The 11,905-nt window shown below is 62.2% G+C and carries 11 protein-coding genes; 9 read left to right on the top strand and 2 right to left on the bottom strand.

All coding sequences use genetic code 11. The features are described from left to right. Window positions 1-35 precede the first annotated feature (35 nt). The 9 genes from ACTQ33_RS03310 to ACTQ33_RS03270 all read left to right on the top strand — a co-directional run bounded on the left by ACTQ33_RS03310 (window position 36) and on the right by ACTQ33_RS03270 (window position 10,043). Window positions 36-1,418: an NAD(P)/FAD-dependent oxidoreductase gene (locus ACTQ33_RS03310; RefSeq protein ID WP_441462164.1), complete on the top strand. Its 1,383-nt coding sequence runs from the start codon at window positions 36-38 to the stop codon at window positions 1,416-1,418. Window positions 1,419-1,568: 150 nt separating this feature from the next. After that, window positions 1,569-2,483: a DnaD domain protein gene (locus ACTQ33_RS03305; RefSeq protein WP_441462162.1), complete on the top strand. Its 915-nt coding sequence runs from the start codon at window positions 1,569-1,571 to the stop codon at window positions 2,481-2,483. An 18-nt stretch (window positions 2,484-2,501) separates the two neighbouring features. Then, window positions 2,502-3,476, top strand: a complete 975-nt coding sequence (locus tag ACTQ33_RS03300) for an ATP-binding protein (RefSeq protein ID WP_441462160.1) — start codon at window positions 2,502-2,504, stop codon at window positions 3,474-3,476. A 267-nt stretch (window positions 3,477-3,743) separates the two neighbouring features. Next, a complete protein-coding gene (locus tag ACTQ33_RS03295; RefSeq protein WP_441462158.1) occupies window positions 3,744-4,220 on the top strand; it encodes a nucleoside-triphosphatase in 477 nt (158 codons plus the stop codon). Continuing rightward, entirely contained in the window at window positions 4,217-5,227 is a 1,011-nt protein-coding gene (locus tag ACTQ33_RS03290) for a FecCD family ABC transporter permease (protein WP_441462156.1), read from the top strand. The genes ACTQ33_RS03295 and ACTQ33_RS03290 overlap by 4 nt, the downstream gene beginning before the upstream one ends. Further along, a complete protein-coding gene (locus ACTQ33_RS03285; protein ID WP_441462154.1) occupies window positions 5,221-6,705 on the top strand; it encodes an ATP-binding cassette domain-containing protein in 1,485 nt (494 codons plus the stop codon). Before ACTQ33_RS03290 ends, ACTQ33_RS03285 begins: the two co-directional genes overlap by 7 nt. Beyond that, on the top strand, window positions 6,702-7,838 hold the full coding sequence (locus ACTQ33_RS03280; RefSeq protein ID WP_441462152.1) for an ABC transporter substrate-binding protein: 1,137 nt from the start codon (window positions 6,702-6,704) through the stop codon (window positions 7,836-7,838). Before ACTQ33_RS03285 ends, ACTQ33_RS03280 begins: the two co-directional genes overlap by 4 nt. Window positions 7,839-7,842: 4 nt before the next feature. Then, entirely contained in the window at window positions 7,843-8,823 is a 981-nt protein-coding gene (locus ACTQ33_RS03275; RefSeq protein ID WP_441462150.1) for an XdhC family protein, read from the top strand. 110 nt (window positions 8,824-8,933) lie between these two features. Further along, window positions 8,934-10,043: a DUF362 domain-containing protein gene (locus ACTQ33_RS03270; protein WP_441462149.1), complete on the top strand. Its 1,110-nt coding sequence runs from the start codon at window positions 8,934-8,936 to the stop codon at window positions 10,041-10,043. Between the two features lie 51 nt (window positions 10,044-10,094). Here ACTQ33_RS03270 and ACTQ33_RS03265 read toward each other — a convergent pair whose 3' ends face one another. Beyond that, on the bottom strand, window positions 10,095-11,132 hold the full coding sequence (locus tag ACTQ33_RS03265; RefSeq protein ID WP_441462147.1) for an aldose epimerase family protein: 1,038 nt from the start codon (window positions 11,130-11,132) through the stop codon (window positions 10,095-10,097). Between the two features lie 12 nt (window positions 11,133-11,144). Continuing rightward, entirely contained in the window at window positions 11,145-11,843 is a 699-nt protein-coding gene (araD, locus tag ACTQ33_RS03260; RefSeq protein ID WP_441462145.1) for an L-ribulose-5-phosphate 4-epimerase, read from the bottom strand. Window positions 11,844-11,905 lie beyond the last annotated feature (62 nt).

Below are 11,905 nucleotides of genomic sequence, written 5' to 3'. Positions count from 1 at the left end.
CTGCAAATTGGAAAAAACAAAAAGGAGTTTTTGTCATGACTTACGATGTAGCCATCATCGGCGCCGGTACCGCCGGCGTCTACGCAGCCTATGAACTGCTGAAGCTGAAGCCCAATCTGAAAATCACCATTTTGGAAATGGGCCAGGACATCTACCACCGCAGCTGTCCCATTGTGGCCGGCAAGGTCAAGGACTGCATTTCCTGCAAGCCCTGCTCCATCATGTCCGGTTTCGGCGGCGCCGGCGCTTTCTCCGACGGCAAATACAACTTCACCACAGAGTTCGGCGGCTGGCTGGGCGACTACCTGGACAACCAGCACCTGCTGGACCTCATCGACTATGTGGACAGCGTCAACGTCCGGTTCGGCGCTACCAAGGAGATTTTCTCCACCGACACCCCCGCTGCCCGTGCCATCGAAAAGAAGGCGTTGGAGAACGATCTGCATCTGCTCCAGGCCCGCTGCAAGCACTTGGGCACCGAGCGCAATCTGAAAATCCTCACCAACATCTATGAATTCCTGCGGGACCAGAACTGTGAGTTCCGCTTCAAGACCCATGTGGATAAGATCGAAGCTGTGGACGGCGGCTACTGCCTGCACCTGGCCGACGGTGAAACCCTGGACTGCCGCTTTTGCGTCAGCGCCCCCGGCCGCTGCGGCGCGGAGTGGTTCGCCGACCGCTGTCGGGAGCTGGGCCTGGACATGACCAACAACCAGGTGGACCTGGGCGTTCGCGTGGAGCTGCCCGCCAAGGTATTCGAGCACATCACCGATGTGGTCTATGAGTCCAAGCTGCTCTACCGGACCAAGCAGTACGGCGACACGGTCCGCACCTTCTGCATGAACCCCTACGGCCATGTGGTGGCGGAGAACGTGGACGGCCTCATCACCGTCAACGGCCACTCCTACGCCGACCCGGCCCTGCGGTCCAACAACACCAACTTTGCCCTGCTGGTGTCCAACCGGTTCACCTCTCCCTTCAACCAGCCCTATACATACGGCAAGCACATTGCCTCTCTGTCCAACATGCTGGGCGGCGGCGTTCTGGTACAGCGGTTCGGCGACCTCATTAAGGGCGTCCGCACCAACGAGCACCGCATGGGCCACTCCTTCACCCGCCCCACCCTCAACGCCACGCCCGGCGATTTGAGCCTGGTACTGCCCAAGCGTCACATGGACAACATCATTGAGATGATCTACGCCCTGGACAAGATCGCCCCCGGCACCGCCAACTATGATACGCTGCTCTATGGCGTGGAGGTCAAGTTCTACTCCGCCCGCATTCAGCTGACCGAGGAGCTGGAGACCCAGCTGCCGGGCCTGTTCGCCATCGGCGACGGCGCCGGTATCACCCGCGGTCTGGCCCAGGCCGGCGCTTCCGGCGTCCAGGCCGCCCGCGCCATTGCCAAACGGCTGTAATTTCATAACGGCATGTTCTGCGGAGGTATCGGAACGATACCTCCGCATTGTGCTAATACCCAGTGTTTCCCCGTTGCAACCAGGGCGGCGGATGTGGTATAATCTATGATACGAAATTTCGCCCATTTTGTCGGAAAGGAGCCGAGCGCCATGAATGAACCTGTCCTGTCCCTGCCTCTCTCGGAGGTGCGCCGCCTGTTGGGCGCAGGCTCCGGAGACGGGGCGCTGCTGTACCTGTATCTCCGCAGCGGCGCGGACCCGGCCGCCGCCGCCGAAGCCCTCCGCTGGCCCGCCCATCGGGTGGACGGGGCCATGGCCTCTCTGCGGCAGCTGGGCCTGTTGGAGGACCCCCGGCAACGGCCCATCGTCCGGGATCAGCCGCCGGTATACACAGAGGCCGACGTCCTGCGGGCCACGGAACGGGGCAACAGCTTCAGTCTGCTGGTCGGCGAGGCCCAACGGCGGCTGGGGCGGGTTTTGTCCACGGAAGAATTGAAAATTCTTTTGTCCCTTCACGACTACCTGGGCCTGCCCACGGAGGTCATCGGGATTCTGATTACATATTGCATCCAGCGCAGCCGGGCCCGCGGCCTGGTCCGTGCTCCATCTCTGCGGACCATTGAAAAGGAGGCCTACTACTGGGCCGACCAGGGCATTGATACTTTGGAGGACGCAGCCTTTTATATGCAGACCCAGCTGCAAAAGCAGACGGTGGTGGCGCGGGTCCAGCAGCGTCTCCAGCTGGGCGACCGGCGGCTGACCCGGGCCGAGGAACAGTACATCCGTCAGTGGCTGGACTGGGGCTTCGGCGACGACGTCATCGCCATGGCCTACGAAAAGACGTGTCTCAACACCGGAGCCATGAAGTGGCCCTACTGCAATTCCATTCTGAAATCCTGGCATGAGAAGGGTCTGCACACGGTCCAGGAGGTGGAAGGCGGCGACCAGCGGAGCCAGCAGACCGCCTATCCGAACAACAACCGCCGTCCCCCGGCGGGCAGCGCCGGACAGGGGCCTCTGGGGTCTCTGGAGCAGGACGCCCTGCGGCGGCTGTTGAATCAGTAACATGGAGGTGGAACCACTATGCCCTATTCCGATCAGGTGCTGCGCCGGGCCAGAGCCCGTCTGGCGGCGGCACGGGCCAACCGGGACCAGGAGAACGACCGGCGCATTTCCGCCATCTACGACGCCCATCCCCGTCTGCGGGAAATCGACCGGCAGCTCCGCGCCACGGTGGCCCAGGTCATGACGGCGGCGTTCCGGCGGGGCGAGGACCCCACACAGACCGTGGAACAGATGCGCAAGGCCAATCTGGAGCTTCAGCGGGAACGGGCGTGGATTCTGGAATCCGAGGGTATCGACGAGGCCGATCTGAAGGCCGAGCCCATCTGCGCTGTCTGCGGCGGCACCGGATATGTGGGCGAGCGCATGTGTGAATGTCTGGCGGAGTTGTGCCGTCAGGAGCAGAAAAAGGAGCTGTCCAGTCTGCTCAGCGGCAATGAGCGGTTCGACGCCTTTCGTCTCGATCTGTACCCCGATACGGAGGATGCCAACCTGGGCGGTTACTCCCCCCGGGCTGTCATGCGCCATGTCTACGAGCGATGCCGCCGCTATGCGGCGGAATTTTCGGTGCAGTCGCCGTCCCTGCTGCTGTCCGGCGGCACGGGACTGGGCAAGACGTTTCTCTCCGCCGCCATTGCCCGCACCGTGGCCGACGGCGGGTATGCCGTGGTCTATGAGACGGCGGGACAGGTGTTCTCCGATTTTGAAGCGGAGAAATTCGGCGGCGGCGGCCATGGAACCGCCAAGTATCTGCACTGTGATCTGCTGATACTCGATGATTTGGGCACGGAGATGACCACCCAGTTCACCCTGTCGGCCCTCTACAGCCTGGTCAACGGGCGGCTCATGGCCGGACGGCCCACCATCATCTCCACCAATCTGACCACCACCGAAATCCGCCAGCGCTACACACCCCAGATCGCCTCCCGGCTCCTGGGGACCTATGAGCTGCTGCTCTTCGCCGGAAACGATATCCGGCTTCTGAAAAAATCCTGAAACGGGAGCGCTGCGGCGCTCCCGTTTCAGCTTGTCAAACAGGTGTTTTTACAAGTTGTGGTGGAAATTCAACTGAAAAAAGTTGAATTTTCGGTGTTCTGCAGTTAATGCGCGGGAGTTTTGTCCCCCACACACTTCCCTTGCTGCTCTGTCACATCCGTTTGGCAGTTTTTTGACGAACAAAACCCTGCATTTTTGTTTGGTTGACACCGCCTGTCCCCTGTGTTATTCTCAATTCAGTATCACGATTGAACAGGCGGTGAGTGATTGGAACTCCTATTGACCGGCCCCGTACAGGTGGGCAAAACCACCGTATTGACGAAAGCCCTGGCGGCTCGTCCCCTGTCCCTGGGCGGTTTTACCACCCGATGGGCGGGGGATGAACTGCGGCTGCGGCTGCTCCACGACGGCACCGAGCGGACCGTGGCCCGCCGGACGGAACAGGGCGCGGCAGCCGTTCCCCACGCCTTTGACCAGGCGGCGGCGGAACTGCGTCCCGGTGTGGTGACGCTGCTGGATGAGCTGGGGTTTCTGGAGGCCCGCTCCCCCGCCTTTACCGCCGCCGTCCTGGCCTTGATGGACCGAAGTCCTCTGGTGTTGGCGGTGGTACGCCAGCGGGCCGACTGCCCTTTCTGGGGCCAATTCGCCGGTCGCAATGCCCTGCTGTTATCGGTGACGGAAGCCAGCCGCGACGGTCTGCCCGGCCACCTGATCCGGCTGCTGGACAAGGCGGTGACTCCATGAAACGTCAACTCCGCGTTCTGATTCTCCTGTGGGCGCTGCTGCTGGCCCTGGTCTTTCTGTCCATTGCCCTGGGCCGCTACGGCGTGGGGATGGTCCGGTCCTACAAAATTCTGACGGACCCCATTTTTCACTGGGAGCCCACCTGGGACGCCAATATGGTCACCTCCATCTGGAATCTGCGGCTGCCTCGGATTCTCATGGCCTGTCTGGTGGGCACCTGTCTCTCCGGGGCGGGCGCTGCCTATCAGGGTGTCTTTCAAAATCCCATGGCGTCGCCGGACGTCCTGGGCGCGTCCTCCGGCGCGGCTATGGGCGCAGCCATTGCCATTCTTCTGGGATTGACCCATAACGCTATCACATTGGTGTCCTTTCTCTGCGCCATTGGCACTGTGGCTTTGGTCTACGCCGTGGGCCGCCGGGCTCCCGGCAGCCGGATTCTCAATCTGGTCCTCTGCGGCATGGTCATCAGTTCCCTGTGCAGCGCCGGCACCTCCTATGTAAAACTGGTGGCGGACCCCAACAATCAATTGCCGGCCATCACGTACTGGCTCCTGGGCAGTCTCAACGGCACCACCACGAACGAAGTGTGGCGCATTGCCCCCGTCATGGCCCTGGGGATGATTCCTCTGGTGCTGCTGCGGTGGAAAATCAATCTGCTGACTTTGGGGGAGGAGGAAGCCAGAGCGTTGGGCGTCCATCCGGGGCGGCTGCGGCTGCTGGTGGTCCTCTGCGCCACCCTGATGACCGCCGCTTCCATCGCCGTCAGCGGTATGATCGGCTGGGTGGGTCTGGTCATGCCCCATCTGTGCCGCCGTCTGGTGGGCAGCAACTTCCGGGCCCTGCTGCCCGCGTCCATGGTGGCCGGAGCGCTGTTTCTGCTGCTGGTGGACGACCTTTCGAGAAATCTGCTGGCAGTCGAAATTCCCATCGGTATTCTGACGGCAGTGCTGGGCGCGCCCTTTTTCCTGGTACTGCTGCTGCGGGGCGGGAGGGACGACGTATGCTGAATCTGGAATCCATCTCTTTTTCCTACGGCGACCGCCGCATTCTCGACGGTGTCAACCTGTCTGCCGGTCCCGGCGAGCTGATTTTTCTGCTGGGCGCCAACGGCGCCGGCAAAACAACGCTGTTCCGCTGTCTCCTGGGTCTGCTGGACGGCTACACGGGCCGGGTGACGCTGGACGGCCAGGACCTTGCTTCCTGGTCCCCCCGGCAGCGGGCGGAACGCATTGCCTACATCCCCCAGGCCCACCACCCGGCCTTTGCCTACACCGTGCTGGATGTAGTGCTCATGGGGACCAACCACCGCCTGGGCGCCTTTGCCGCGCCGGGCCGCAGGGAACGGCAGCTGGCCATGGAGGCCCTGTCCAAGCTCCATATGGAGGACGCGGCAGGACGGAACTTTTCCCAGCTCTCCGGCGGCGAACAGCAGTTGGTCCTGCTGGCCCGCGCCCTGGCCCAGGAGGCCAAAATCCTGATTCTTGACGAACCCACTTCAGCGCTGGATTTCGGCAATCAGGTCCGGGTGCTGGAGCAGATCGCCTCCTTATCCTGGCAAGGCTATACCATCCTACTTTCCTGCCACAACCCCCAGCAGGCCATGCTGTATGCCAGCCGCGTTGTGGCTTTGGACGGGGGCCGCATTGTGGCCGACGGCCCGCCCCGGGAGGCGGTGACCCCGGCTCTGCTGCGGCAGCTGTACGGCGTCCCGGCCCGGTTCCTGGACACCGACGACGGTGTGCTCATTGCTCCGGTGCGCCGGTCCATGTTCCGCTGGACACCGGACATGATCCGCTTTATGGTGGACGCCGAGGACTACAACGGCGCGACGGATACTCTGGCCACCGCTCTGCGTCAGCTGATACCGGGAGACGAGATCTGCGACGCCGGATGCGGCGTGGGCGGTCTGTCCCTGGCCTTGACGAAACAGTTTTCCCGCGTCGTCGCCGCTGATCTGTCATCGGACGCCCTGGCGGCCTTGGAACGGCGGCGTCAGGGTGACCAACCGGAAATTTTACACACGGATATTCTGTCCCGTCGGACGGACACGCCCTATGGGGCCATGGTGTTCTGTTCCTTTGGACAGCCCGATGAGATTTTAGCAGCGGCCCGCCGTCAGTGCCGCGGCAAGGTTGCCGTGGTCCAGAAGGCCACGCAAAACCATGCCTTCAGTCTGGGCGGCGGCCGCCGCCGGTTGTCGCCGGGGCGGCTGATCGAGCGGTTGGACGCCCTTTCCATCCCCTATTCCCAGACAGAGGTGACTGTGGATAAGGGCCAGCCCTTCCGCAGTCTCGACGATGCGGTGCTGTTTTTCCGTATCTACGACCGCAGCGGCGACACGTCCACCGTGACGGTGGAGACGGTGCTGCCCCGGCTGGAGCGGCGGGAGGACGATACCTTTCCCCTGTATTACCCCTCTCCCACCACCTATGTCATCACCATATTGCACGCACCGGACATTCCGGAGATTGGAGGAACCCCATGAAAAAACGCATTCTTTCCCTGTTTCTGGCCCTGCTGCTTCTGAGCGGCTGTGCCGCCCCGGCAGCAGAGCAGCCGGAGACCCCGTCCCAGGACGCCGCTACGGAGGAGACCGCCCCCACCACGGCAGAGACCACCGCTCCCGCCGACGATGCCGCCGGGACGGTGGAGTTTACCGACAGCGTTGGCCGCACGGTGACGGTCCCGGCCAACATCACCAAGGTGGCCGTCTCCGGCCCCATGGCCCAGATCGTACTGTTCGCCCTGTGCCCTGATCTGCTGGTGGGCATTGCCAACGAGTGGGACGACAGCGCCGCCCAATTCCTGGATACGGAATACTATAATCTGCCCCTGCTGGGCCAGCTGTACGGCGGTCAGGAGGCCATGAACGGTGAAGCGCTGCTGGCCAGCGGCGCGGAGGTGGTCATTGACGTGGGCGAGCCCAAGGGCACGGTGGTGGAGGACCTGGACACGTTGCAGGAGCAGACCGGCGTTCCCTTTGTCCACATCTCCGCCACCACCAAGACCATGGGCGACGCCTACCGCCAGCTGGGCAAGCTGCTGAACCGGGCCGACGAGGCCGAGGTTCTGGCCGCCTACTGTGAGGACACCTACGCCCGTGCCGAAGCGCTGGCCGCCTCCGTGGACAAGGTGGACGTGCTGTACGTCACCGGCAGCCAGGGCCTCAATGTCATTGCCCAGGGCTCCTACCACGCGGAGCTGCTGGACCTGATGACCAACAATGTGGCCGTGGTGGAATCCCCCTCTTCCAAGGGCACCGGCAACGAGGTCTCCATGGAGCAGCTTCTGGTGTGGAATCCGGAAGTTCTGCTCTTTGCCCCCGACAGCATCTATGACACGGTGGCGGAGAACGACGGCTACGCCCAGATGACAGCCATTCAGACGGGCCGGTATTACGAGGCCCCCATGGGTCCCTACAACTGGATGGGCTTCCCGCCCTCGGTCCAGCGGTACCTGGGCCTTTTGTGGATGGGCGCGGTGCTGTATCCCGACGATATCGACTACAATTTGCAGGAGGAAGTGACGAAATATTTCGACCTGTTCTACCACTGCGATCTGACCACGGAGCAGTATGAGGCCCTGGTGGCCAATTCCATCGGAAAACTGGAGGGGTAACCATATGCAGCAGATGTTTCACACCCTGCGGGACCGGGTGGCCGCCGGAGACCAGGCGGTCCTGTGCAGTATCATTGCCAGCAGCGGCTCCACGCCCCGTGGAGCCGGGGCAAAAATGGCCGTCTTTGACGACGGCAGCACCGTGGGCACCATCGGCGGCGGCGCGGTGGAATTCCGCGCCACAGAGATCGCCCGGGGCTTCCTCCGGGGCGAGGAAACGGGACAGTACCACTTTGATCTGAGCAACCACGACAAGACGGACCTGGGTATGGTCTGCGGCGGCAAGGTGACGGTATATTTCCAGCCCATGGGCAGCGAGAGCTTGCCTTTGCTGGATGCCGTGTGCGCCCGTCTGGACGCCGGCGGCAAGGCGTGGCTGCTGACGCGGCTGGACGCTCCGGCCATGGGGCTCTATGAGGACGGGGAATTGAAATTTCTTTCCCTGGACGGTCCTGTGGAGCCCCTGCTGGCGCCCCAGTCGGTTTTGACCCCCACCCTGTACAGCGAACCCCTGACGATCCCCGGTACGGTGTACGTCTTTGGCGGCGGCCATGTGGCCCAGGCGCTGGTGCCCCTGCTGCATACGGTCCATTTCCGTACGGTGGTCTATGACAGCCGCCCCCACGCCGTGGAAGCTCCGGCCTTTGCGCAGGCGGCCAAACTTTACATCGGCAACTATAACCGAGTGCTGGAACGGGTGACCATCACGGAAGAGGACTATGTGGTGGTCATGACGCCAGGCCACCAGAGCGACCGGGAAATTCTCTCCCAGGTCCTCAAGACTCCCGCCCGGTATATCGGCTGCATCGGCAGCCGCAGCAAGATCGCCATGACCAACAAGCTGCTGCGGGAGCAGGGCTTTACCGATACGGACATTGCCCGGGTGTGGTCCCCCATTGGCCTGCCCATCGGCGGCGAGACGCCGGAGGAAGTGGCCCTGTCCATCGCGGCACAGCTGGTGGCGGTGCGCAGCGGAAAAATGTAAGATATATGATACGCGGCGGAGGCTGGTCCTCCGCCGTTTCCGTTGACAACGCCACTTTTTTTGGCTACCATAGTAGTATCGATTCTTTATAATACGGAGGGGTTATTCCCATGGAAAAAGCCAAGGTATATTTTACGGATTTCCGCACCAGCAGCGATGAGAATCTGCTGCAAAAGCTCAAGCGCCTCCTGGCCACGGCCGGTATGGACACCATCGACTTCACCAATCAGTATGTGGCCATCAAGCTGCACTTCGGTGAGCCGGGCAACCTGGCCTATGTGCGGCCCAACTATGTGCGGGCTGTTGCGGAGTTCATCCAGGACCTGGGCGGCAAGCCCTTTTTGACGGACTGCAACACCCTGTATGTGGGCGGCCGGAAAAATGCCGTGGACCACATGATGGCGGCGGAGATGAACGGCTTCAACACCATCACCACCGGATGTCCCGTCATCATCGGCGACGGTCTCAAGGGCACCGACGATGTGGAGGTTCCCATTGTAGGCGGCCAGTATTTGCAGACCGCCCGCATTGGCCGGGCCGTTATGGATGCCGACATTGTCATCTCTCTGAACCACTTCAAGGGCCATGAGATGACGGGCTTCGGCGGCGCCATGAAGAACCTGGGCATGGGCTGCGGCAGCCGGGCCGGCAAGATGGCCATGCACAACGCCGGCAAGCCCAACACCACCGACGACTGTGTGGGCTGCGGCAGCTGCCAGAAGATCTGCGCCCACGACGCTCCGCAGCTCCAGGACAACGGCAAGATGTTCATTGACCACGACAAGTGCGTGGGCTGTGGCCGCTGCATCGGCGTCTGTCCCGTGGACGCCATTGTGTCGCCCCACGACGAAACGTGCGAGATTCTCGACGGCAAAATTGCCGAGTATACCAAGGCTGTGGTGGACGGCCGTCCGCACTTCCACATCACTCTGGTCAACAGCGTGTCCCCCAACTGCGACTGTCACGCGGAAAACGACGCCCCCATTGTACCGGATGTGGGCATGTTCGCCAGCTTTGACCCGGTGGCCATCGACAAAGCCTGCTGCGATGCGGTGCTGGCTCAGCCGAGACTGCAAAACACCTGGATCGACGACCACGGCGACCCGTCTATTGAAGATGTGTTCACGGCCAGCCACCCCAACACCAACTGGCGGGGCCAGATCGACCACGGCGTGAAAATCGGCCTGGGTACCGATCAGTATGAGCTGATCCGCATCTGAAAAACGCACAACGCCCCGACTGCCGTCGGGGCGTTGATTTTTTATCATACGTTATTCTACAGAGAAGCGGTAGACCGTCTCACTGCGGTACGTCTCCCCGGCCTTCAAAACGGCGCTGGGGAAGTTGGCATGGTTGGGGCTGTCGGGGAAGAACTGGGTCTCCAGGCAGAAACCCCAGCGGGCGGCATAAGGTGCGCCGCCCTTGCCGCGGGGGCAATGGTCCAGGTAGTTGCCGCCGTAGAACTGGATACCCGGCAGCGTGGTCCGAGTCTCCAGGACCACACCGGTCTCATGGCTCACGGCCCGGGCCGCCGGACGCAGCGTTCCGTCGTGGCCGTTGATGACCCAGTTGTGGTCATAGCCGCCGGCCAGTTTCAGCTGGGCAAAGTCGTCGTCGGCATGAAGTCCCATGGGCTGGGACACCCGCAGGTCCATGGGCGTGCCGTCCACCGGGGCAATCTCACCGGTGGGAATGGAGCCTGGCAACGTGGGCGTATAGCGGTCGGCAAAAATCTGAATCTCCTGATCCGTCACCGGGCCGCTGCTGTGGCCGCTCAGATTGAAATAGGCGTGGTTGGTCAGATTACAAATGGTATCGCCGTCGGTGGTTGCCTCATAGCGGATATGCAGGCCGTCGCCATCCAGCAGATACACCACCCGGACACTCAAGTTTCCGGGGTAGCCCTCCTGGCCATCGGGGCTTTCCAGGGTCAGAGTTACAGAATCCTCGGTCTGGTTCTCCACGGTCCACATCTGCCGGTCAAAACCGCCGGGGCCACCGTGGAGGCTGTTGGGGCCGTCGTTGGCCGCCAGGGGATAAATCTTACCGCCCAGGTCGAAGCTGGCCCCGCCGATGCGGTTGGCATAGCGGCCGATGAGGGCGCCCAGGTATTTATCCTGCTGCAAGTAGTCCCCCACCGTGTCCATACCCAGAAACACGTCCACCGTGGAGCCGTCCTTGGTGGGTACCCACAGGGTCCGCAGGATGCCGCCCCAGGTGAGAATGGAGGCCGTCAGGCCGCCGCCGTGGATGGTCAATTCCTCCACGGTCCGGCCGTCGGGCAGAATGCCAAAAGCCTTGCGTTCCATAGCCGTTCCTCCTCAGCCCTGGCCGTAGTAGGCACCGGGTCCGTGCTTTCTCAGATAGTGCTTGTCCAGCAGCTCCTGCTGCATGGGAGACAGGCCGGGGGTCAAAGCCATGGCGTGGAACGCCATGAAAGAGACCTCCTCCAGGACCACGGCGTTATGGACGGCGTCCATGGCGTCCTTGCCCCAGGCAAAGGGACCGTGGCTATAGACGAGAACGGCAGGCACCTGGGCCGGGTCAATCTTGCGGCTGTTGAACGTTTCAATGATGACGTTGCCGGTCTCCAGCTCATACTTGCCGCCGATCTCCTCGGGGGTCATCTTCCGGGTGCAGGGAATCTCTCCATAGAAATAGTCGCCCTGGGTGGTGCCGAAGGCGGGAACGCCCTTACCGGCCTGGGCAAAAGAAGTTGCCCAACGGCTGTGGGTATGGACGATGCCGCCCAGGGCCGGGAAGGCATTGTACAGGGCCAGATGGGTGTCGGTGTCGCTGGAGGGCTTCCACTTGCCCTCCACCACAGCGCCGTCGCTGAGGCGGACCACGACCATATCCTCGGCGGTCATATTCTCATAGCTGACGCCGGAGGGCTTGATGACCATGAGCCCCTGCTCCCGGTCCACGCCGGAGACGTTGCCCCAGGTGAAGGTGACCAGGCCATGCTTGGGCAGCTCCAGATTGGCCTTACAGACTTGTTCTTTCAGTGCTTCCAACATACTTTTATCCTCCAATTCCATACACACACATTGCGATAACAATGGGCCTGCTTGATAACAGG

Source organism: Candidatus Avoscillospira sp. LCP25S3_F1, from assembly GCF_052117125.1.
Lineage (GTDB): Bacteria > Bacillota > Clostridia > Oscillospirales > Oscillospiraceae > Avoscillospira_A.
The sequence above is the reverse complement of the archived record's forward strand: the minus strand, read 5'-3'. Positions and strand labels throughout refer to the sequence as shown.

Bases quoted from the DNA above. Each gene is read 5' to 3' on its own strand.
- ACTQ33_RS03310 (WP_441462164.1), top strand. From the start codon at position 36: ATGACTTACGATGTAGCCATCATCGGCGCCGGTACCGCCGGCGTCTAC.
- ACTQ33_RS03305 (WP_441462162.1), top strand. From the start codon at position 1,569: ATGAATGAACCTGTCCTGTCCCTGCCTCTCTCGGAGGTGCGCCGCCTG.
- ACTQ33_RS03300 (WP_441462160.1), top strand. From the start codon at position 2,502: ATGCCCTATTCCGATCAGGTGCTGCGCCGGGCCAGAGCCCGTCTGGCG.
- ACTQ33_RS03290 (WP_441462156.1), top strand. From the start codon at position 4,217: ATGAAACGTCAACTCCGCGTTCTGATTCTCCTGTGGGCGCTGCTGCTG.
- ACTQ33_RS03285 (WP_441462154.1), top strand. From the start codon at position 5,221: ATGCTGAATCTGGAATCCATCTCTTTTTCCTACGGCGACCGCCGCATT.
- ACTQ33_RS03280 (WP_441462152.1), top strand. From the start codon at position 6,702: ATGAAAAAACGCATTCTTTCCCTGTTTCTGGCCCTGCTGCTTCTGAGC.
- ACTQ33_RS03275 (WP_441462150.1), top strand. From the start codon at position 7,843: ATGCAGCAGATGTTTCACACCCTGCGGGACCGGGTGGCCGCCGGAGAC.
- ACTQ33_RS03270 (WP_441462149.1), top strand. From the start codon at position 8,934: ATGGAAAAAGCCAAGGTATATTTTACGGATTTCCGCACCAGCAGCGAT.
- ACTQ33_RS03265 (WP_441462147.1), bottom strand. From the start codon at position 11,132: ATGGAACGCAAGGCTTTTGGCATTCTGCCCGACGGCCGGACCGTGGAG.
- araD (WP_441462145.1), bottom strand. From the start codon at position 11,843: ATGTTGGAAGCACTGAAAGAACAAGTCTGTAAGGCCAATCTGGAGCTG.